The 23,694-nt window shown below is 37.6% G+C and carries 17 protein-coding genes; 10 read left to right on the top strand and 7 right to left on the bottom strand.

Features of this window, described 5'->3' with window-relative positions; all coding sequences use genetic code 11:
* Window position 1: 1 nt before the first annotated feature.
* On the bottom strand, window positions 2–1,555 hold the full coding sequence (locus L0668_RS03150) for a sulfatase family protein (protein ID WP_235310600.1): 1,554 nt from the start codon (window positions 1,553–1,555) through the stop codon (window positions 2–4).
* 74 nt (window positions 1,556–1,629) lie between these two features.
* Window positions 1,630–4,869, bottom strand: coding sequence for a glycoside hydrolase family 2 TIM barrel-domain containing protein (locus tag L0668_RS03155; RefSeq protein ID WP_235310601.1), 3,240 nt, complete (start codon window positions 4,867–4,869; stop codon window positions 1,630–1,632).
* A gap of 149 nt (window positions 4,870–5,018) precedes the next feature.
* Here L0668_RS03155 and L0668_RS03160 point away from each other — a divergent pair, with 149 nt between their 5' ends.
* The 5 genes from L0668_RS03160 to L0668_RS03180 all read left to right on the top strand — a co-directional run bounded on the left by L0668_RS03160 (window position 5,019) and on the right by L0668_RS03180 (window position 8,493).
* Window positions 5,019–5,378 (top strand): L-rhamnose mutarotase, encoded by a 360-nt coding sequence (locus tag L0668_RS03160; RefSeq protein WP_235310602.1) that lies wholly within the window; start codon window positions 5,019–5,021, stop codon window positions 5,376–5,378.
* Window positions 5,379–5,505: 127 nt separating this feature from the next.
* Window positions 5,506–6,654 carry an alpha-L-fucosidase gene (locus L0668_RS03165; protein WP_235310603.1) on the top strand — a complete coding sequence of 383 codons (1,149 nt, stop codon included), beginning with the start codon at window positions 5,506–5,508 and terminating at the stop codon, window positions 6,652–6,654.
* Window positions 6,642–6,998: an alpha-L-fucosidase C-terminal domain-containing protein gene (locus tag L0668_RS03170; RefSeq protein WP_235310604.1), complete on the top strand. Its 357-nt coding sequence runs from the start codon at window positions 6,642–6,644 to the stop codon at window positions 6,996–6,998. The genes L0668_RS03165 and L0668_RS03170 overlap by 13 nt, the downstream gene beginning before the upstream one ends.
* Before the next feature lie 58 nt (window positions 6,999–7,056).
* Window positions 7,057–7,488 (top strand): hypothetical protein, encoded by a 432-nt coding sequence (locus tag L0668_RS03175; RefSeq protein ID WP_235310605.1) that lies wholly within the window; start codon window positions 7,057–7,059, stop codon window positions 7,486–7,488.
* Between the two features lie 51 nt (window positions 7,489–7,539).
* Window positions 7,540–8,493: an SGNH/GDSL hydrolase family protein gene (locus L0668_RS03180; RefSeq protein WP_235310606.1), complete on the top strand. Its 954-nt coding sequence runs from the start codon at window positions 7,540–7,542 to the stop codon at window positions 8,491–8,493.
* A gap of 18 nt (window positions 8,494–8,511) precedes the next feature.
* Here L0668_RS03180 and L0668_RS03185 read toward each other — a convergent pair whose 3' ends face one another.
* Complete coding sequence (locus tag L0668_RS03185; RefSeq protein ID WP_235310607.1) at window positions 8,512–10,551, bottom strand: putative bifunctional diguanylate cyclase/phosphodiesterase; 2,040 nt, start codon at window positions 10,549–10,551, stop codon at window positions 8,512–8,514.
* A 197-nt stretch (window positions 10,552–10,748) separates the two neighbouring features.
* Here L0668_RS03185 and L0668_RS03190 point away from each other — a divergent pair, with 197 nt between their 5' ends.
* Window positions 10,749–11,360: a flavin reductase family protein gene (locus tag L0668_RS03190; protein WP_235310608.1), complete on the top strand. Its 612-nt coding sequence runs from the start codon at window positions 10,749–10,751 to the stop codon at window positions 11,358–11,360.
* 62 nt (window positions 11,361–11,422) lie between these two features.
* On the opposite strand, the gene L0668_RS03195 is transcribed toward L0668_RS03190, so the two are convergent.
* On the bottom strand, window positions 11,423–13,270 hold the full coding sequence (locus L0668_RS03195) for a sulfatase-like hydrolase/transferase (RefSeq protein ID WP_235310609.1): 1,848 nt from the start codon (window positions 13,268–13,270) through the stop codon (window positions 11,423–11,425).
* 254 nt (window positions 13,271–13,524) lie between these two features.
* On the opposite strand from L0668_RS03195, the gene L0668_RS03200 reads away from it, so the two are divergent.
* From L0668_RS03200 to L0668_RS03210, 3 genes are all read left to right on the top strand, one after another.
* Window positions 13,525–15,351 carry a sulfatase-like hydrolase/transferase gene (locus L0668_RS03200; RefSeq protein WP_235310610.1) on the top strand — a complete coding sequence of 609 codons (1,827 nt, stop codon included), beginning with the start codon at window positions 13,525–13,527 and terminating at the stop codon, window positions 15,349–15,351.
* A gap of 65 nt (window positions 15,352–15,416) precedes the next feature.
* Window positions 15,417–16,817, top strand: a complete 1,401-nt coding sequence (locus L0668_RS03205) for an SGNH/GDSL hydrolase family protein (protein WP_235310611.1) — start codon at window positions 15,417–15,419, stop codon at window positions 16,815–16,817.
* Between the two features lie 23 nt (window positions 16,818–16,840).
* A complete protein-coding gene (locus tag L0668_RS03210; protein WP_235310612.1) occupies window positions 16,841–18,520 on the top strand; it encodes a sulfatase-like hydrolase/transferase in 1,680 nt (559 codons plus the stop codon).
* A gap of 64 nt (window positions 18,521–18,584) precedes the next feature.
* On the opposite strand, the gene L0668_RS03215 is transcribed toward L0668_RS03210, so the two are convergent.
* Window positions 18,585–19,571, bottom strand: coding sequence for a methylenetetrahydrofolate reductase (locus L0668_RS03215; RefSeq protein ID WP_235310613.1), 987 nt, complete (start codon window positions 19,569–19,571; stop codon window positions 18,585–18,587).
* Window positions 19,572–19,764: 193 nt separating this feature from the next.
* On the opposite strand from L0668_RS03215, the gene L0668_RS03220 reads away from it, so the two are divergent.
* Window positions 19,765–20,004, top strand: coding sequence for a DUF2798 domain-containing protein (locus tag L0668_RS03220; protein ID WP_502572562.1), 240 nt, complete (start codon window positions 19,765–19,767; stop codon window positions 20,002–20,004).
* Between the two features lie 39 nt (window positions 20,005–20,043).
* Here L0668_RS03220 and L0668_RS03225 read toward each other — a convergent pair whose 3' ends face one another.
* Window positions 20,044–22,293, bottom strand: coding sequence for an endo-1,4-beta-xylanase (locus tag L0668_RS03225; protein ID WP_235310615.1), 2,250 nt, complete (start codon window positions 22,291–22,293; stop codon window positions 20,044–20,046).
* 127 nt (window positions 22,294–22,420) lie between these two features.
* The gene (locus L0668_RS03230; RefSeq protein WP_235310616.1) at window positions 22,421–23,518 is read right to left on the bottom strand and encodes an SGNH/GDSL hydrolase family protein; all 1,098 of its coding nucleotides are present in this window, start codon (window positions 23,516–23,518) and stop codon (window positions 22,421–22,423) included.
* Between the last annotated feature and the right edge of the window lie 176 nt (window positions 23,519–23,694).

The raw sequence follows: 23,694 nt of genomic DNA on the forward strand, positions 1-23,694 counted from the left end.
TTTATCGTTTGGTTTTATTAACAATCGAATCAATAATTTTTTGATGTTTTTCCACCATACTAGGCTCCTGCGAAGCTAAGTTATTTTGTTCAGCTAAATCATTTGGCAAATAAAACAACTGTGGTGTGGCTTGAAATCCACCCTCTATGTTTTTATTGTCTCTGATCCAATCATTTGTGCCTTTAGATGGCGCTATGTATTTCCAGTCTCCAAGACGTAGAGAGAGGGTGTAGGATTCCTCAATAAGTTGTGTTCGGCCTTGCTCACTTTCGCCTAACCAAGTTGAGGTCAACACCTCGCTGTCAATGGCTTCATCTTCATCCATTGGAATGTTTAACATATTGGCAATCGACGCATAAACATCAATTTGGCTCATCAAGCTATTGTTTACTCCTGGCTTAACTCTATTTGGGTAATGCACTATGGTAGGCACACGTGTACCAGCTTCATAGGCACTGTATTTTCCGCCTCTAAACGGACCTGCTGGTTTGTGATCACCTAGCTTTTGTATGGCTTCGTCATCATAACCGTCTGTTAGCACTGGGCCATTGTCACTGGTAAAAATGATAAGGGTATTATCCAAAACACCTTGTTTTTTAAGCTGGTCTACCACTTGGCCAGTAATGTAATCCATTTGAACAATGGCATCTCCTCGAAGGCCCATTTCACTTTTACCCTGAAACTTTTTATGAGGTAGTCTAGGCACGTGAATATCGTGGAAAGAAAAGAATAAGAAAAATGGATTGTTTTTGTTTTCCGCAATAAAGTGATTGGCTTTGTCAGTAAAGACAGTATAAAAATCTTCGTCTTTCCACTCTGCTGATTTACCACCTTGCATATAACCTATACGGCTAATGCCATTTACTATTGTGTCTGCATGTTGATTATCCGCTTGTTGGCGCAATAACTCTGGGTGTTCACGACCCACAGGTCTGTCACCAATTTTAGTGGTATAACTAACTTTTAAAGGATCATTCGCGGAAAGTCCTTCAACCGTGTAATTTTCCAAATAAACGGTAGGTACTCTGTCTCCGGTTGCGGGTAGCAAATAACTATAATCAAAGCCTATTTCTAAAGGCCCTGGTTTAACATCTTGATTCCAATCAATGGTACTTTTACCATCGCCTAGCCCTAAGTGCCATTTACCAACTACCGCACTTTTATAGCCTGCTTTTTTAACTAAAGATGCTATGGTAGGTTGACCGGGATCGATCAACATTTTTGCATCACCTTGTAATACTTTGGCTTTTTTACGAAAGGCATGTTCGCCGGTTAACAATGAATATCTTGATGGGGTACAAGTGGCTGCTGAACTGTGTGCATCTGTAAAACGTAATCCGTTATTAGCCAAAGCATCAATGTTTGGTGTTTCAACACCTTTGGCACCATAAACGCCCACATCGCCATAACCTAAATCATCTACATAAAAGATAACAATGTTGGGCTTGTCAGGGTTTAAGTTGCTAGTCGTTGACTCGGTATTAGTGCTATTGCAAGCACTTAAAAGTGTGGCAGCTAATAACAGACTTATGCTGGTTTTAATTTTAAAATTCATATTTTTCCTATTGTTCTTTTTCTACAAAACACCTGCGGTGATCCAGCAGGTGTTTATTAACATTAAGTTTATAACTAGTTAACTGAGATAATAAAGCTATATTGGTATTTGCCAGCAGGCACTTGATACTTTTTGATCGGTGCCGCTTTAGGGCTCCAAGTATCGTTGCCGCCAACTCCTGCTTGGATTAAATCAATATTAACTGTGTTGTAGTTATTTTTGATTAAATCATAAGTATGAGCACTGGTATCTAGATTTTCAGCAGTCCATGGCCATACCGACATACTTAATGCTTGTTCACCATCTATCTTAATGCTGCTCGCACTTTCAGAGCTTAGGGTCAACCAATCGACATCAGTACGGTTTCCACTTTCTTGTGGACGTACATATTGATAAGCAAAATCATTAACTGTACCTGTATACAAACCTAAGTCTGCCCCTTGGTTTCTGTCAATATAGTTTTCAAATGGGCCTCTGCCATAAAATGCCATATTGTCAAAAGTAGCATCAACACCCGTAGTCATGCCAACTCTTAACAAGGATGGTAATGATTCATCAGCATCTAGTTGCACAGAAACCTTAACTTTACCATTTGCCAATATTCTATATTGGGTATGAACACTGATTTTATCGGTATGTGTGTGCGTGGTTCGCACGCTAACATGCTTGCCTGTAGTGTCTATATCAAAAGTATTCAGTTGCATAGACTCTGAAGCAGCTTTCCAAATAGCCATATTTGTATCTGTCTTCCAACCTAATCTGTCATTATCAGTTTGAGGACGATAAAAGTTAGCCTTAAGGGGCTGGGTGATAACTGACTGCCCATTTAAGGCATATTGATTTAAATAGCCAGTTTGTTTATCAAAGTTAATAGCGAAGCGTTTACCAGTAATTTTGTAGCTATCAGCTAATTCTTCAATTGATACTTTACCTGTTATTTTAGCTTCAGCTGCAGATTCGGTTTTACTGTATGGCAATTTAAACTGTTGTTTAGCTACTTCATGGCCAACTTTGGCCCACAATTCGTCTTTAACTGTATGTAAACTAACTTTCAGTGTGTAATTTGCCCCAGCCTTAAGTTTAGGCTTTTTGTAGGGAATACTTACTGCTTTAGTTTGATCTGGTGCTATATCTAGCTCTGTTATTTCCCCATGAGAAATTACGTGTCCATCTTCAGACACTGACCATTTAAGTACATACTCACCTAAGTTTAAAAAATCATGTCTATTTTGAATTGTGATATTGCCACTTGCTAAATCAGTTGCCACAAATTTAGCCGGTTGAAATACATATTTAGCTTCCCACAGTTGTGGTTTAGGTTGACGGTATGAATCCACAATGCCATTTAGGCAAAAGTTGGAATCATTGGGGGTATCTCCAAAATCTCCACCATAAGCCAGGTAAGTTTCACCCTTATCATTTTTAGTTTCGATACCTTGGTCAATCCAATCCCAAATGTAGCCACCGATTATATCTTTACGATCTCTAACTATGTCCCAATATTCAGCTAAGTTACCTAAAGAGTTACCCATGGCATGGGCATATTCACACATTAAAATAGGACGGTTAACATGTGGACTGTCACTCAAGCCTAATAAATCTTCTAAATTTGGATACATACGGCTGATGACGTCGACAAACTTAGGGTCGGTTGGGTTGGCCATAGGCGTAAACAATTGACTTTTAATTTCAGGAGAGTAGTGGCGACCGGTTAATCCAACATAATCTGGGTGGGTAGGATCGCCTTGGGCACCTTCATAATGAATAAATCTGTTAGGATCGTAATCTTTCATCCAACCTGCAGCCGCCGCAAAGTTAGGGCCTGTCCCTGACTCATTACCCATAGACCAAGATATAATCGACGGATAGTTCTTATCTCGTTCAACCATACGCACAATTCTGTTGGTCATGGCGTGATTCCATTCTGGTAAATTAGCCAAAAGGCCACCTACACCATGTGACTCAATATTCGCTTCATCCATTACATACAAGCCATATTCATCAGCTAGCTCATAAAAATAAGCATCATTTGGATAATGAGAGGTACGTACAGAATTAAAGTTAAATTGTTTTAATAACAACACATCATCAAGAATATCTTGTCTGGTAAGTGCTTTTCCCTTTAAGGCATCATGATCATGACGATTTACCCCAATGATTTCGACACTTTGGCCGTTTATGAGTAATTCATTATCTGAGCTAAATTTAACCTCGCGGAAGCCTACTCTAGTGCTACGGGTTTCCACTAACTTGCCTGTTTGGTCTTTTAGGCTCAGCACCAAATTATATAGATAAGGCGTTTCAGAGCTCCAAAGTTTTGGCTTGTCTACTGTGGTAGACAATAAGCCAAATTTAAAGTTATCACGTTGTGGAAATTTGATGCGAGCTGGAATACTAGCATCAACAGACATACTCGAATTGTTAACAACTTGGTTGTTGGCATCGAATAATTGAGCTTCAACTTTCCAGCCTTTTAATTTAACTCGGTCGATGTTAGATAACTTAGGATTGATATCTAGTACAGCAGTTGTGTAATCATGGTTTAGTTTAGTTTTCACAAAAAAATCATTAATGGCGACTTTAGGTTGTGCCATCAACAATACTTCTCGGTGAATACCACTTATGCGCCAGTGATCTTGATCTTCTAGGTAACTACCATCACTCCATCTGAATACTTGTAAAGCAATTTTGTTTTTACCTTTTTTTACGTAAGACGTGATATCAAACTCAGAAGGCAAACGGCTGCCTTGAGCATACCCCACCTTTTCGCCGTTAACCCACAAATAATAAGCCGAAGTCACACCTGCAAAATGCAAAATAATTTGTTGATTGTCCCAACCTTTAGGTAAGGTAAATTCTTTAAGATAAGAGCCAACTGGGTTATCTCGGGTGATCAAAGGCGGCACTATGTCATTTACATTTTCGAACATAGGATAAGTGGAGTTGGTATAAATTGGCATGCCATATCCTTCTAACTCCCAGTTAGAAGGGACCGATATGGTTTTCCAATTTTTACTATTAAAGTTGTTTTTATAAAAATCTAGGGGACGATCTTCGCTTTTATCAACAAAATGAAATTTCCACTGGCCATTTAAAGATACAATGCTCGATTGGCTTCTATCCCGTTTTAAGGCTTGCTCTACGGTATCGAATGAATAAGACGTACTACGTGCGGGCATTCGGTTAATCTGAATCACTTCTGGGTTTTCCCAGTCATTAGCTGAAATAGCAGAGGTACTGGTGATCCCAGTGAGTAATGAGGTTAAAGTTAGCAATAATATATTTTTGCCAGAGGTCAGTCTTGTTAAGCGCATTTTGATTGTCTCTAATACATAATGATTAGCATATAATTAAAAATTAGTAGCTAATTTATAGTTAAACTATGGATTTTATATGTGATTAAGATTATAACAGTTAGATAAAAACAACAATGCCTCAAGACACAAATGTTAAGGAATTTAGTATGAGTAACCCAAGAAGATATTGTTTAGCGCTTGACTTAAATGATGATCCACAATTAATTGCCGAATATATTGAGTATCACAAACCGGAACATGCATGGCCGCAAATTACAACTAATATGCGTGAGTTAGGTATTTTAGATATGGAGATATATCACCTTGGAGATCGTTTAGTCATGATAATGGAAACAACACAAGATTTTGATCCTAACCAGCCGCCTAAAACTGAGCAGGGGCGGAAGGAAAGCGACGAGTGGGAAAAGTTGATGTGGACGTATCAAAAGCCTTTAAAATGGGCAAAAGAAGGTGAAAAGTGGCTACCAATGAATAAAATTTATGATTTGAAAGAAGCGCTAAACTAGATCTGGGTATATTACGTGTGGTCTTGATTTTATCAAATTTACACAAATATTGGTCAGATTAAACTATGTAGAATACGGCCAATTTAGTGTCTTATATTAAACAGAAAGAATGTTAAAGGTATGTAATGTGAAAAATGTAATCTTGTTTAGTATTTATGTGACACTATTTGTGAGTTGTACTGCTTATGATGATATTAAGTCAACCAAAATAGACCCCAGCCAGCCATATCAAGCCGATTGGATTTCAGTTAAGAAACACCAAACCCCAGATTGGTTTTTAAATGCTAAATTTGGCATCTATTTCCACTGGGGACCATATACAGTTCCTGCTCATAAGACTGAATGGTACTCAATGTGGATGTATAAAGAAGGCCACCCAATTCGAAAGTATCATGAAGAAACGTATGGCTCATTAGATAAATTCGGTTATAAAGACTTTATTCCTATGTTTACGGCTGAAAAGTTTGACCCTGATGAATGGGCATCACTATTTAAACAAGCTGGTGCACAATTTGCGGGTCCAGTTACTGAACATGCAGATGGTTTCGCCATGTGGGATAGCGAACTCACAAAGTGGAATGCCGCTGATATGGGGCCAAAGCTCGACATAGTAGGTGAAATGGCTAAGGCGATCCGTAGTCAAGATATGAAGTTTATCGCAACTTTTCATCATCAATGGAAATACGCTTGGTATCCAACCTGGGACAAAACCACTGACGCCGCAAACCCAGAATATGCCGACTTATATGGACCCAAAGTACCGCCGGGAACATTTAACCTAAAAAATATGACTGAAGCTGATCCAGCGCCGGATCAGAAGTTTAATCAAGAATGGTTAGCGAAAATCGTTGAAGTAGTAGATAAATATGATCCTGATTTAGTTTATTTTGATAACAAAATGGACATCATTAAAGAGCAAACTCGCTTAGATTTTTTAAGTTATTACTACAATCATGCAGCCAAAAATAACCAAGACGTAGTGGTTACCTATAAGTTTGAAGACTTACAGCAAGGTAGTGCGGTACTTGATTTAGAACGTTCTCGTATGAGTGAGAAAAAGCCTTTTCCTTGGTTAACGGATGATTCAATTGACTGGAATTCTTGGACCCATGTGGCTGATCCTAAGTATAAATCGGCTAACCGTTTAATTGATTTTTTAGTTGATGTAGTCAGTAAAAATGGGGGCGTGTTGTTAAATATTACGCCAACTGCTCAAGGAGAGATCCCTCAACCGGTACGGGCCAGGTTGTTAGCCATGGGTGAATGGTTAAAGTAAATGGCGAAGCTATTTATGATACTCGTCCTTGGGAAATTTTTGGTGAAGGTCCAGCAGAAGTGATTGAAGGGCACCTTAGTGAACATAAGAATAAAGACAACACTGAAAAGGATATTCGATTTACAACCAATGGCGATACCTTGTATGCCACTGTATTAGATTGGCCAACGGAAGAAATTCAAATCCGTACCTTGGACCAAGACAAATTAAATATAAAGGATATTTCCTTATTAGGCAGCAGTGAAGCAATTACTTGGGCGCAATCTGAACAGGGCGTTTCTATTCAGGCACCTAAAGTCAAAGTAGGTAAGTATGCCTTTGTATTTAAAATCACTACGAATTGAGTTAGATACTGAATTACTTCCAGTAAAAGGAACTGTTTATGCGTAAAGGAAACTGTTTATGAATAGGTGGCAAACGATTCTTTCGTGCAGGAAAGCATTGTTTGCTACTTGTTTATATTTTATTTTCCTTATAGATGTTTTAGCGCAAAGTCATGAGATTTCCATTGAGCTATTACCATCTCATAAAAATAGTTCGATGGTAACATTTGGGCTGGATAAGCTAAGAAGTCATTCAAGCATTCAGGCTTCACAATCTCCGGTAACATCTATTTTATTAGTTTACGACGAAAGTGAAACTGAACAAGGATTTTTAATAGCTAATGATAGAGAGTCATTAACTATTAAAGCTTCAGATAATCATGGATTTATGTATGGACTATTAGAGGTGCACGAAGAAAATGGCGTGCTTATCAATTCTTATCATAATCAATATAATGGGCCCGCCAGATGGGAATGGTTTCAAGATCAACAAAAAGTGTGTATCAGTTAAATCTAAAATGGAAAAAACTAAACAAAGTAATACGTGTTGATTGGAATAATCATGAATAAAATTAATAGGTTTAGCGCTTATATAATTTTGATGTTAGCGTTGAGTGCTAGTGCTAGTGCTAGTGCTCGTTCGAATCAGTTTGTTGCTATTCCTGAGCAAGCCAAACGCTTAGTATTTATTGGTGATAGCATTACCTATTCTGGCGAATATGTAGCCTATTTTGAATCTTACTTAAGTGTTGCTTCACCCAATAGACAGCTAGAGATTATTAATATAGGGCTACCCAGTGAAACCGTTTCAGGCCTGTCAGAAGTTGGCCATGCAAAAGGTGATTTTCCTAGGCCTGATGCTAAAGAAAGATTACAACCTAGCTTAAATAAACTTAAACCAGATATAGTGTTTTCTTGTTATGGTATGAATGACGGGATCTATTTACCCTTCAATCAAGCTAGGTTCACAGCTTTTAAAAATGGTATTAACAACTTGCACAAAACAGTGTTAGCCTCTGGCGCTGAAGTCGTTCATATAACACCACCTGACTACGACGCTATAATAGATAGTGCATATTCAGTAGTTTTAGATCACTATTCGAATTGGTTGATATCAAAACAGCATGATGAACACTGGCAGGTGATAGATGTTCATTTTCCTATGCAGCTTTCACTTCAAACCCAACGCAAGCAAAATAAGCATTTTTACTATTCCAAAGATGGGATCCATCCTAATCCCGATGGACATTGGCAAATTGCCAAAGCACTGCTAAACAGCATGGGTTACCCAGTTGAGGATACGTTTGAAGACAGTATAAAAAAGCTAAACCCTTCTATTCAGGTTAATGAGTTATTCGAGTTAGTAAAAAAACGTCAAACAATTATCAAAGACGCGTATCTAGCCGAAATAGGCCACAAACGTCCAAGAATGAAGCAAGGCATGCCATTGTCTGAAGCGTTAATAAAAGGGCAGCGTTTAAATAATAAGATAAATAAATTAGTCACCCTATATTAGTTGCCTGGGTATTATTTTTTAAGTGCTAACAAGATCCAAAAACTTATCGAGCTTGAGGGGCTTTGAAAGAAAGTACCCTTGTACCATATTGCAATGCGTACCTTGTAGAAAGCTAAGTTGCTCTTGTGTTTCAATGCCCTCAGCTACTGTTTTAAGGTCAAATGACTGAGCAATCGATAACATAGTATTAACCATAGTGACCTTGGCTATATTTGTGGCATGGAGGTCGTCAATAAATGATTTGTCAATCTTGAGGCTATTTACGGGGTAATGCATTAATTGGTTGAATGCAGTGTAACCTGTACCGAAGTCATCAAGACTTAGCTTGACACCTAGTGCTTTAATTTCTTGTAGTCTAGTTATCGCAGTCTTATTTATATCGACAAGACTTGTTTCGGTTATCTCCAATTCAATTTGAGTAGGCTTGACTTTATATTTATTTAATAATGATTGGAGTTTTGAAACAAATTCTGAATGATTTAGTTCAACAGCTGAAATATTTATACAATAAACTAATCCGGCAAAGGGGAGTGTGTCTTTATTTTGCTGCAATATTTTTAGTGTGGTCTCAATAACCCACATGTCTATGTCATGTATAATGTTAAACTCTTCCGCAATTGGAATAAAAACGTCTGGCCCAACACCTTCAAGGTTTGTGGCGTCACAGCGTAACAATACTTCAACCTGAGTTATGCTTAGAGTTTTGCAGTCATATATTGGCATAAAGTTTAAGTGAAAGGATTGGAGGCTAATTGCGTTTCTTAATTTTTCTGCAGTATTCTTCCTAAAGTATTTATTTTTCTCAATTTCTTCATCAAATACTTTAAACTGATTTTTCCCTTGTTTTTTGGCAACATACATAGCCATGTCAGCTTTATCTATCAAAGCTTCAATATCATCAGTTAGCTTAATTGCATGCACTATGCCCATACTCAGGCTTACTTTTAATGTGCATGTTTTTAAGTTCATGGGTAAATTTACATTAGTAATTAATGCTTTCGCGAAAATCTCAATTTGGCTAGATTTTAAATTAAACACCACAATTGCAAATTCATCTCCGGCTAATCTGAACACCCTGTTTTGTGTGTTATGTGCAAAATATTGTTTAGATGTCTTTTGTATTCTCCGTGTAAACTCTTGTAACAGAGAATCACCTGCATTGTGGCCATATTTATCATTAATTTTTTTAAAATCATCTAAATCCAAATAAAATACGGTTATAGACTCTTGTTTGTAATACCTATTTAAGTTCTTGTCGACCCATTTCATCAAGCCTCGTCTATTGGAGCAACCAGTTAATCCATCTGTGGTGGCCATTAATTTTAAGTGCTGAGCATTATTTTGCATTAAAACCATTATTAAAATAAGCCAGAAGCCTAATATAAAGCTTAATAGTGTTGGTTCTGTAATTATTTCCCCTCTTAAAATGAATCTATTTACACTTATTTCATAGTCACTAATTTTGCTTATTTCATTGGGTAATATTTCAATAAAAGGAACGTTCGTATATTCTGTGTGGGATTGTTCTGAAGGTATATTGTACCTTTCAATCCACCAATCTTCGACGCTGAAAGAGGATAACGGCATTGCAGAGGTTGTTTTATCAAACTGGGGCTCAAAAGCTATTGAGTTATATTTTAATGACCCATAGTCTCCTTTTTTAGTGTACGAACTTTTATAGTTTCTTATTGATACCCTTAAGTTCGGGTTTCCTAATGGTGCGGTATAGTCTAAGTCCATATCTAAAAATTGATACTTAGATAAGTCTCTACCATGCATGAGGTCAAGGAAATCACCTGTGTTGCTAAGCAATATTGTAAAAGCGCAGTAATTATCTAACTCGTTATATAAAACTTTACATTTTAGTACATGCGTATTGTTATTCGTTGTTAGGGTTTGATTTATATTTGCAGAAGCATTTCCGTAAACACTAGTGTGGTTTTTAGGGGAGAGTAGGTCTAATTGAATATTAAATAAGCCAATTTTATATGCTGCAACTAAAAATATAGATACAAATAGCGATATGAATATTATTGTGTTTCGCAGCTTGGGGGTCATACATCAACCTTAAAATTAAGCGTTAAATCCTACGTACTCTTCATTTATCCGCTTATTTTAAATTGAAGTCAAGTATGGGTTAAAGTCGGTGGTACTCGCTGTTTCATTAACCAAATGGCTAATAAAGTTTTAGCTTTAATTAGTGGCGTATTAATTTACACTTAGTTATATCTACTATTTTTAACTACACAAATCCTATGATTATAGACCTAATAAATGAAAGTCCTAGTCGTGTTTATCACACCATGATCCAAACTTTGATCCCAAGACCAGTGGCTTGGGTGTTATCAGAAAATGAAAATATGTCGTTAAATTTGGCTCCATTTTCGTATTTTAGCGCTGTGTCGAGCGATCCACCTCTTATAATGTTGTCTATTGGCAAAAAGCCTAATGGTGATCTAAAAGATACCCGTTTAAATATTATTGAACGTGAAAAATTTGTGGTGCATATTGCCCACAGGGAATTAGCCCAAAGTGTCACCAATAGTGCAGCTGGTTTTGACAAAGGGCAATCTGAGGTCGAAGAATTGGGTTTAGCAACCACAAGGTTTGGTGATTTTTTGTTGCCTAGGTTGCAAGATTGCAGAGTGGCTTATGCCTGTGAAAAGTATCGAGTAGAAGATATTACAAGTAACCAAGCTATGATCTTAGGTTTGGTAAAGGCTATCTATGTTAATGATGAAATAATATTGCCTAGTGAGAATGATAAGCTGAAATTGGATCCTAAAAAACTGGATGCCATTGGTCGGTTAGGGGGGGATGATTACGGTTATTTGGGTCAAGTAGAAGAAATTACTCGACCAAAATAACGACTGATTACAAACCAAAACAACCCCATAGAGGCAGTTCTATGGGGTTATCGTATATCTAACTAAACAGAACATTTAGTTATATTTGGCAAACCTTTGAGCTGTTTGTTATCAGCACCTTTAGCAAAGCTAGTTAGTTTGTAGCTGTTAGGTTTCTTCCAGTCGACCTCGACGCGTTCATCTCCTAATACAATGTCAGCTAATTTCTTTCGAAAAAATGCAGCAAGGTCTTGGTATGCGGGATCATAGGCTATGTTATTTTGTTCGTTAGGGTCGCAATTTAAATCGTACAATGCCATTTCTACATTTTTAGCACTTGTGGTATAGGCCCACTTAATGTCCTCACCTGGCTCAAAACCTTGGCCTGGTTTACTATTTTTAGGCCGAGTACGCATTGAAAATGCAAAGCTTTTAGAACGAATAAAGGCTCTAGGTCCCACTACATGGTTAATTTCACCTAAAACGTAATCACGTTTCTTGTCACTATCTATTAATACGTCAGCTAGGTTATAACCATCTAAAGGCGTATCAATATTTTCTGGTTTGATTTGCGCGGCTCCGTAAAGAGTAGGGGCTATATCCACATATTCTACAAAGTTCGAATAGACAGTGTTTGGTGGAAAGGCTTTAGGTGAAGACTCTGCGACAATCAATATACCTTGGTTAGAGGTATTCCAAGGACTAAACTTTGCTTCAATACCTTGCTCACCGAGTTGCCAACCATGATCACCTACCGTTAAGACAATGACATACTCTTGGTTATTTTTATTACTGTATTGCTTAAAGGAATCGATTGCTTCTCCAATTAAAGCATCGCCATAAGCGCAAAAAGCATAATAATCGGCGATAGCTTGTTGTTTGTCTTTTTCACTAAGTCCACTCATGTCCATTACTTCAGACAGTTTTCTTAGCTGTGGTGGTAATTTTTCTCGCTCTTTAGGTGAATAGTTAGGGATTTTGTATTCTATATCTTTGAATTTATCCCTGAATGATTTGGGTGGCAATACTGGTGTATGTGGCAAATGAAACCCCAAATTTACCATCAATGGTTGACTATTATTTGGACCATTTAAGGTGCGTTTAAAATTAGTTTGATAACTAACATTTGGGTTGGCTAAATATTGCTGGAAGGTTTTAACTATATGACCATCAAGTGTTTCACCGGCTGGTTTAGGTGATACTCCACCTAGTATCATATCGCTATTTTTACGACTGTACGCCCGTAATATATCTAATTTTTGATCGATTGATTGACTTGGCTTTGTTGGCACATTTTGCTTAACTAGCCAGCTTTGCTCTATTTTATTATCGGAAAAATAATAGAGTTCTCGGATATTAGTTTTGCCTTTTGTTTTAACTGTTTCTTTGTAAAAATCAGTCAAGCCATTTTTATTGAGGTCATTCTTGTAACTGACTTCCAAGTCGTAATAATTCATTGAAGACCAAGACGGTTTATTTTGCCACTCGTAGACTCGGTAGCCTGACTTGCCAATATTTACGGTTTGGTACCCATTCTCTCTTAATATCTGGGGGATCGGTTTAGTCGCCAAATCATGCTCATTATGTGTTTGTTCAAAACCGTAACGACCACTGTGGTGAGGGTACAAGCCCATTAACATTGAATCTCTAGATGGAGCGCATGCAGGAGAATTATTGTAAGCATGAGTAAACATCACCCCACTTTTTGCTAATGCATCAATATTTGGTGAGGCTACAAAACCTAAAGCACTTTCTGAATTACCTGTGGTTGCATGATTAAATACGGCAATACTGTCAGCTCTTTGGTCATCAGTGACTATCCATAATATGTTTGGTTGTTGTTCAGTACTTTTCGCAAATAGGCTATTAGTAAAGGAGTAAGTAAGCAGGATACTTAATATCGTTAGTTTAAGTTTAATTTTAATTTTCATTTTTATAGCTCTTTAAAGTTTAATTTCACTATGCTTATTGCATCGTATATAAACATGTATTTTTATTTGTAGTTTGTATGTTAGTATCAAATAATTTAAAATTTTGTATTCATTTATGTAAGTATTGTGTAAATTTAAGTTATTAAGCTTAAGTGTTCTCCAGGGTTTAATATGTTGGTAGTGAGAATGTTATTGATATTGTGTTTATATATAATTTAAGTAAAATTACATATAAATGTTGCTTGAGGTTTTTTATGAAAAGAAGTTTAGTGGTGATCACAGCGATTACTTTGATAATGAGTAGCTGTAATCGTATTAATCATGAATTGGCGACACAAGTTAGTCAAACATCAATTACTCAAGCAACAAGTGAACTTAATTCCGCTCACGACAAAACCAATGTAGTCCTTATCTTGATTGACGATCTAAGTCATTACGGTGTGACGGCTTATGGTGCAAATCGCCTGCATAGCTACGATAACGAGTTTACTAATAAGGTATTTTCAACACCGAATATCGATGAATTGGCCAAAGGCGGCTTAAGAGTCGATAGAGCCTTTGCCTATCCCATTTGCGAAAATACTCGTATTGCTTTAATGAGTGGCAAAAATAACGATAGGAATTATTTAAAACCAAAATCTCAGCACGCGTCAGACATTACCTTTGGTGATGCGTTTAAACGAGCGGGTTATGCCACTGGTCTGTTTGGTAAGTGGAAACAAACCCGAGGCACAAAGGAGATCCACGGCAAAGATTATATCAGCGAGTTTGGCTGGGACGACTACGCAGCTTTTGATGTGGTGGATCAAGGGCAGAGGTTTATCAACCCTAATTTAGTGATCAATGGTGAAGTGTTAAATTACAATGGGCGCACCGATCTTGATCCTGAAACTGGGCGTAGATGGTATGGTCCAGACATAGTGAATCGCCAAGCATTACGTTTTATAGAAAACAACCAAGACAAACCTTTCTTTTTGTATTACCCCATGATCTTGGTACATGATGATCACAAGCCCACACCCGATACAAAGCCAAATAGTATTTTTGATCAGTTTCCAGAAGTGGCGCAATACAACAACAAGGGTGGAGATGATCGTCAATACTTTCCAGACATGATTGAATACATGGATAAACTTATTGGCAAGGTGGTAAATAAACTTGAGCAACAAGGATTACGTGAGAACACCCTAATTGTTGTTATGGGTGATAATGGCACAAAAGAGACTTTTGGCCACGTACTGGCCGATGGTTCAATTTATCCTGGACGTAAAGGGGGCAATGCCGATAATGGTTTACATGTACCACTTGTTTTAAATTACCCTAAACAGATTCCTGCTAATAGTGATGGTAGTTATCGAACTTACGATGGTTTGGTTAATCTAACTGATGTATATCCTACTATTGCGCAAGCCGCTGGTGTGCCAATGCCTAACGCAGAACAAGTTGATGGCATTAGCTTCTGGCCACAAGCTCAGGGCGAAGAAGGAGAACCAAGAAAACACATCTATACCTGGTTTATTGGTAACAATACTTATAAAGATGTTGATGACTTAGGCATAATTTACGCTTTCAACAAAGACTTTAAACGATACGCTCCAAGTAAGGAGTTCCCTTCAGGACGATTCTTCGATCTAAGAACTGACCGTTTAGAACGTGTGGGTGACAAAGTGGTTGAAGCAAAATGGGGAATTAAAAGATTCAGTGGTTTACCCTTAGAGTCTTTAACGGCTGAACAAAAACAAGGTTATGAATATTTAGGTAAAGTATTAAAACAAAATGAACTCGTGCCTGTCACAAACCTTCGGATTAGCGCACCTCATAAGTCACTGACCGAAGGTGGCAGTATGCAGTTATCCAGTCATGTATTACCTATTAATGCAAAAAGGCAAGGCGTGGTTTGGAGCTCAAGTGATCCATCAATTGTATCAGTAGATAAGTTTGGAGAGGTTACAGGTCATAAAAAAGGTCAAGCAAAAATTAGCATACACTCTTGGCATGATGCCTATCCACTATCGGCCAATAGAGCGCCTACTTATTTTAAAGATGGTTTAAGCGCGAGTATTAAACTAGAAGTTAAATAGGGTATTACAAGAGCAACTTAGGTTGCTCTTTTTTGTTTTGGTCAAAGTATAGGAATAGAAAAAATATGAAGTTGTTTATGAGCGCATCTTTAAGTGCTTGCATAGTGATATTTTCAGCTTTTGGAAATGTCCAAGCTGTTCCCGATTTTGAAAAAGATGATGTGATGGTTTTTGTTGGGGATTCAATAACTCATGGTGGTAGTTACCATAAAGACATCTTTTTGTTTCATGCCACTCGATTTCCAAACAAGCCATTCAAATACTACAACGCAGGAATTTCGGGAGATACTGCACAAGGTACCATTAAACGTTTTTCACAAGATGTAGCGCTGCATAAACCCACTAAAGCCAGTATTATGTTGGGGATGAATGATGTAGGAGGGTGGTTGTATCAAACGACTCCTACTAACAAACTACAAAAGGATAAACTTTTACAAGAACAAAAATTAGTACGAGAAAAATACTTAACGAATATGCAAGCGTTAATAGATTCCTTTAAGACAATTAACAGTAAAGTTACCCTAATTACACCATCTATCTACGACCAAACAGCAAAAGTTACGACCCCTAATAATCCCGGTAGAAATGATGAGTTAGCCAATTACGGGACGCACCTTAGTTATTTAGCTGCGATTAATAATACGGCATTGGTAGATTTTCAAGGGCCAATGTTACACGTTAATCGAAAGTGGCAACAACAAAACCCTTCTTCAAGTATCGTAAGTAACGATCGTGTTCACCCAGGAGAACAAGGGCATTTTCTAATGGCTTATAGTTTTCTGAAAGCTCAAGGTATGCAAGATAGTCATGTGGCTAAATTTCAGTTTAATGCCGAAGATAATAAAGACTTCACAGCGTACAACTGTGCACTAGACGCAGAACCAGTAGTAAATACGACTAGTGTGGTTTTTAGCTGCAAAACTTTAGCACTGCCGTTTCCGCTAAATAGTGAACAGGAGTTTTTGTTGTTAGATATTTCATTTCAACAAGAAATGAATCAAATGCCTTTCCAAGTGACGGGGCTAAAAGCTGGTGATTATAGTTTGAGTATAGGCGGCGTTTTAGTGGGGAAATATACCCACAAACAACTATTAAAGGGAATAGATCTTGGAGCAAACAAGTTAACGCCTATGTATAAACGGGCGTTAAAGGTGAAAGAGCTAAATGATTTACGAGCTCAAACATCAGGTAAAGTTAGAAATATACAGCATGTAAAGTTCACCATGTTAAGTAAGTATCCTGAAACAGATTTATCAAACGAGACAATAGTTAAGCAGGTGTTAGTAAAACATTTAGACAAATCTATTGGTAAGCCTTGGCATAGCTATCTACAAGGTGTGGTATCTAGCTATTTAGAGTTTGCTAAAGACGAAACACAATTAAGAAAGAATATTGATGCATTATTTAATGAGATTTATCAAATAAATCAAAGTAAAACATTGCAGTGGAAATTAGAGAAAATCTAAGTTATTTAGGACCTATATACTTTATGAGAACATCCCATTTATTTAAGTTTACTTTTGCTTTATTACTCGGTTTATTTTTTGTTACAACAGCAAGTGCCGTCAATAAAAGACCCAATATCATTTTAATTTTAACTGACGATCAGCCTTATGGTTATTTGGGTGTAACAGGCAACAAAGTGGTGGAAACTCCAAATATCGATAACTTGGCTAATCAAGGTGTGTTGTTTACTAATGCCCATGTGTCTAGTGCCATCTGTACCCCAAGTCGCGTCTCACTCTTGTTAGGTCAATATGAGAGAAAACATGCAGTAAATTTTAATTCAGGCACGGCTGTATCACCTGAAGCTTGGAAGAATTCATATCCGGTAAAATTAAGAGAGTCTGGCTATTACACCGGATGGGTTGGTAAAAACCACGTACCTGTAGGTGAACAAGGTTACGCAACGGGCTTAATGGAAAAGAGTTTTGACTATTGGTATGCAGGAAATGGCCATATTTTCTTTTATCCAAAAGAGAAACACCCAATTTTTTCAGAAGCCCAGTCCAACACTCAAGTTGAAATTGTAGAAGAGGGCACTTTAGATTTTTTAAATTCTAATGAACATAAGTTTGATAAAGCCCTTAAATTTATGGATAGACGCCCGACAAATAAACCTTTCATGTTGTCTATAAATTTTAATTTACCCCATGGTGCTGGCACCAGTAATATGAAAATGCGCGATACAGACGATACCTTATATCGCACTAAATACCGCGATATCGACATGCCTCTTCCAGAACATTACGTCGCAAAATCTGATATCAAAACACCTAAGTTACCGGCTGATTTATTGCGTGTTGAAGACAGACAAGTGGGCTACAACTACTCTGACACGCCCGAAGAGAATAAAGAGCGGTTAACCCGTCAAATGCAGGCTATGACTGGAATAGATAGATTAGTCGGCAATTTAGTCAGAGAACTAAAACGGCAAGAAATTGCAGACAATACAGTTATTATTTTCACCTCAGATCACGGATTGTTTATGGGCGAGCAGGGGTTGGGTGGTAAAGCGTTATGTTATGAAAAAACCACACATGTGCCTCTAATTGTTTATGATCCAAGGAAAGGCAAGCAAGAGAGCAAGAGTAGCGCCTTAGTACAAACTATCGATATTGCACCCACTATGTTGAAATTAGCGGGAGTAGAAGTACCTAGTACCATGCAAGGTGAAGATATTCGTAATGTCATTTATAAAGGTAAAGACGCCGAGCGCGAATATGTGTTTACCGAAAACCTATGGTCAACCCATTTCGGTAATCCAAGGTGTGAAGCCATTCAAGATCAAAAATGGAAATACATTCGATATTATAAAAACAACAATATGTCGGCCACCCAAAAAATAGCCATAGCCAAAGAAATGGGCATTCCTGTGAACAAGATTTTATATGGTATGCATGACAACGACATAGTCGTATATCGAGACTATTTAGATTCAAGTCTAAAAGGTGAACCGGCTGTTTACGAAGAATTATATGATCTAAAAGCTGATCCATCAGAACTGGTTAACCTCGCAGGCAATCAATCCTACCAACAAAAACTCGGGGAGTTACGACAGGCTTGGCATCCCATTATTAAACAGGCAAGGGGAGAAGGAATCCCAAAAGTAGTGCGTTACACAGTTGATTCTCAAGTTGAAGAAGGTATTAAAGCCACTACCTATTAATTGGTAATTATTGAGGGGGGTCTATCGTCAATCTTAATTAACGATAGACATATTGCCTAAAGTGTTATTTCTGTAAATTGTTCAATTTTTTTAATTCTTGTTTAGCTAGATAAAAATCCATCTTAGAACGTAGTAATTTGTATAGCAAAATTGAGCCGTCTATTTCTTCTTTACGATTAGTTAAACTTTCAATGTTTAAACCCAATGGCAAATCGTAGGGTATGACTGCATCAAGAATTTGTTGTAATCCATTGCTACAAATTCGAATCGATTCGTACAGAGGTTTGTCAGCATTTAATATTCTAAGGCTTGTAGCCTCCGGGACACTCACGCCTAACCAATCAATAAACTCTAATGTTTTTTCGCTACCACAAGGTGAAAAAGTAAGAATGATCCTTTGCGGCTTTAAATTTTGTTTTTGGCATTCAATAGCATAACGGGTTAATAAATCGATAGTGGCTTGAGGATCATAAATAGCTTGAGATATAAAGAAATTACAACCTTGTTTATGTTTTTCAATTAAGCGTTCATGCTCGTTACCCTTACTGGCATGGCGCTCAGCAATGGTTACACCACCAATAAAAAAATGATGCTGACTTTCTACTAAGGTTTCATAGGCCTTATTTAAGGGTAAAGAGGCTTTTACATCTTTAGATGGGCTGCCCACCAATACCACATCTTTAACCCCATATTTTTGCCACGCTTCTTCTGCCCAGTCATTAAATGCGGCTTTATTAGATTGAATAACACTTTTGTAAGTGATCACAGGCCGCTTAGACTTTTCATTTAATAATGAAGAATACCATCTTGGATCATGAGTTGATTTAAAGGGGAATGGGCGAGGTTTACTAATTCGAGAGCCTTCATCTTGAATGTCATACACGATTAATCCATCAAAATCGATATCACTGACTCGTTCAAGTAGTTTGTTCGCTATGGTTTCAACTTGTTCATTTGGGGTATCACTTTTGGGTGGTGTGGTACCAATAAAATACACGCCACGGGAACTGTCGTTATAACGGGTGCGTAATTCAGATTCTTGAGATTGCATGGATTTCTACCTTGAACTAAGTGAATTGCCTTTGTCTGTTTAGACGTTTAGCCGTCCAAACAGTTTCTACTAACTGAGCTTTTAAGTCAAACATTGTGTTGTTTTTAGTTATAAAAATTATCAAAAACAGCTAGCATGGATATATTAAATATCTCAAAATAAGCTAATTAAAGTAAAAAGGTCGGCACTAACCGTGATTTCTCGTAAATATCATAAGCTTGTATTTTCTTTTTTTATGTCATTATTAATGTCGTGCATCATGTCATTTGTGATTAGTGTTTTTAATGTGGGTTTTGTAAATAATATCTTAGAAATTTGGGTGAAAGCTTGGTGTTTCGCATTTATTGTTGCTTTCCCAACGATATTTACTATCTCTCCAATTGTGCACAAATTGGTTAATGTGGTGTTGGATGAAGAAAGCCATGGTAATTAAATCTATGTAATTAAACCATGGCCAAAATGAGTTCTACGGTTATTCAGCTAATTTCAACGTAATGTTGTTTTGCTCCCCCTTAAGGATAGAAAAATGTAAACTTTTTTCAACGCCATCGTGGGTGAACTTAGCTTCATACTCGCCATAAAAAGCACGTTCACTAAATTGCCCCAAGTCATTTGTTTGTCCAGTAAATTGGCTATTCCATTGGTTAAATATAAGGTCTTTCCAAACCACAGCATTAGGTTTTTCGCTCCAATCTGAACGGTACATGGCTGCATCAGGGAACCAGTGTCTATTTTCCCAAAATCCCCATAACTGAACACCTACAGTGGCTGGGTGACTAAAAAATAATGTTATAAAGTCGCGAGTATAATCAGCCTGAAGTTGTTCATCTTTTGTGGTTACATCAAACTCAGTTGAACGTATCACTAATTCTGGGGCGATTTGATGAATAGAGTCTAGTATTTCCCATACTTTAGAGATAGGGGTTAACACTTCACTAAAATGACTTTGCAAACCAATACCATTAATTTCTGCAGATTCATCGATTAAATATTGAATAGTTTTTTTATAGTGTTCTTGATGTTCAATGTTTAATCCTCCTCCAGATAATATACCGTAATCGTTAATATACAGTTTATGGGTGGGTAAATTAGTTCGAGCTTGCTCAAACCAGTCAAGCATCACTTGATCACCAAATGCATCCATTAAATAATGATTATCAAATGGCTCATTAAGTACGTCCCACTCCTGTAATAAGTGAGCTGTTTTTGATGCCACATCATCAATATGGTTTTTCACCTCTGTTAATATTTGAGGATCGGCATTGGCTGCATCATCAGGTAAATATCCTTGCATTGCATTTGGCATATTTCGTTTTGAAGGCCAAATTAAAACATGACCTCGCGTATAAAACTCATGCTCATTTAACCATTCTAAAGCTTGTTGAGTATTGCTCTGAGAAAAGCTACCGCCATATTCGCCAAGCCAGGCAGGCCATTTTAATGCATTTTCTGGCCCCGCTTGATTAAACAGTTCCAATACTTTTTCTCGATAGATATCGCCATTGTTACTTTCTTCAACTAACTGAGGAACGGATATAGCACTACCAAAATGGTATGCATGTTTTGTCATGGTTAGATTAACATCTGTATTGGGGATGATTTCACCATCAGCGTTTTGTAAAGTCACTGTGAAATCGCCTTTACGGTGTTGCTCAATTCGAGCTTGTGCTTCAGCACGCCAAGGTGCATCTGCTGCACGTCCGTCATAGCTAAGCTTGGTATTAGGTAAATCGTCTAAGGTTAATGTTTGTTGGTAGTTTAACAATTCAATACCAGCTAACTGAAACTTTTGGGGTTTATCACCGGCGCCTAGTTCAAACAATATGTTTAGGTCATTGGCAGGAAAACCTCGCCCTACCTTGGCTGCAATAAAATACTCTACCCAATCACTTGAACTGCTTATGTTACGGCTTATTATCTTGTAATAATCAGATTCAGCAGGCCCCTGCAGTAAGACAGTAGTGAAACCAGTACCAGTTTCATACTGGCTTTCTATGGTGCGGAAGTACAAGTGTAATAATATATTGTCATCAAGTTTTAATTCTTGGGTGACGGGAATACTCACTTGTCCTCTCCAACTCACCCCACTCGGATTAGTTATATCTACCTCTAAAGCCTGAGAAAAATCTTCATGCTCTACGTCCACCACATTTGTTGTGCCAACTGGTGCATTTTCACTATCACTGCCATTCCAAAATCCAGCATTTGAAACTGGGTTATTTGTAATAACGAGCGTACCGCCTTCAGGAATGTCAGTCACCGGCTCAGTTGGAGTAACAGGCGGTTCGGGATCAACTGGAGGTTCAGGCTCAATATGGGTAATGGTAATATCAACAGTGTCTTTATGGGTGGCGTTGTCATTATCAGTCACAGTTAACTCAAAAGTAATGGTTTCATCAGCGGCGATATCGGGAGCTGTAAATGTTGCGTTGGCTAATGTCGAATCCGTTAATGTAATACTGGTACCTGTTGAAGTTTGTACCCAACTATAGATGGCAATAGTGCCATCTGAGTCGGTGCCGCTTCCAACTAAGGTAACAACAGTTAGTTCGTTAGCGGTTTGGTCAGCACCCGCATTGGCGGTTGGGGCTTTGTTTGCCGCTGGTGTGGGAATAGTGGTTGTAGGCGGGGTAGAACCCCCTCCGCCACAGGCTAGCAATATCATGGATGTAACACATGACGTTAAAATTAGCGGGATACGCCTTAAACGAACTACTGACATTAAGTACTACCTTTTGTTATATATTTGTAAACGTTTTCAGGTTCACATGTTAACAAAGGTGGATCAATAATAATTTTTGGTAATTCCCGTTATGATATTTACTGATTAATTTTTACTAACCGACTGATTACCAGTTCATTTTAGAACGTATAAATGCAGTTAGTTTTTTGGCATTCGCTTTATGTTGAGCCACTCTTGGGTGGGCGCCATATCCTGTAAACTCAAAGAAAATGGTATCAATTTTGTTGTCACCTTTTTCTTTTAAGTTAGCCACGGCTTTACGCACATAGTTAGGCCATTTCTCTATTTTAGTGGCATCCATGCTGCCCATTGCGCAAATTAATTGTGCACTAGGATATTTACTGCGAATTGAACTGACGAAATCTTGGTAATGAGCAATTCGCTGTTCATCACTTGGAATAGGTTGTAAACGTTTTTCGTTATCTATCAACCAACTATCATTTTGCATTAAATTAATCACCACCACATCGGGTGTCCACTGACTAAAGTTCCACTGACTGTTATTATTTCCGTCAGCATTAATTTGGTCATAAAATTGCGGCATAATAAAATCGAACCAACTTATCATCACGCCGATGCCACTTTGAGAAATGGTATGAAGTTCTGCCTCTAAAGCACGAGCAGTGATGGCGCCATAGGCCCAATAGTTATTTTTTTCAGATGCTAGATGATCAGGACCATTATGGGCGGCTTCGTTGCCCATGCCACTGGTAATTGAGTCACCGTAAATTTCAATTTTACGAGTAGGGCGTTTAGGTGGCGCTAATAACTGCCCTTGGTCAGCAATTTCAATACCTTTAAATAAAGTACTACCTTCTTCACCTTCGGTACGTTTATATATCTCTACACTATGTGTTCCAAGCCCTAAACTTTGGCTAATAACATAGCTATGTTTGCCTTGATTGGCTTTAATCACATACGGCGAATGATCATCGCCATCAACAATAACACTGAAAAAGTTTAGCCCTTTCTGATCATCTAAAATGATGGATAATTCCTCGCCGGTAAAATTTGCCTTAATACTGGTTCCAGGCCAAGAAATAAGCGGTGCTTTAGTATCACTAAAGTCAACTCGTCCGGTGTAAACAAAGTTTTTATTGTCTGGATAAATTATTTGTTTCGCTAATGAAACATTAGCAAAAGCAATTGAAAATAAGCTGATGACGAGCAAGGCTATTTGTTGCCTGATGATAGGTCTATGCATTAAAAACTCCGTTATTATTGTTAATAGGTTTCTAACACCTATTAAAAGCAGCTATTAAGATAAAAAAAATTTTACAGAGTCTAAATGAGCAAACAATAAATGTCATTTAATCAGTTAACTAGTTTGACAAGTAAACTTACAACAAGTAATTTATTGCCCGCATTTATAGGTAAATA

Origin of the sequence: Paraglaciecola algarum (genome assembly GCF_021532655.1) — a bacterium.
In the GTDB taxonomy this organism is placed as follows: domain Bacteria; phylum Pseudomonadota; class Gammaproteobacteria; order Enterobacterales; family Alteromonadaceae; genus Paraglaciecola; species Paraglaciecola algarum.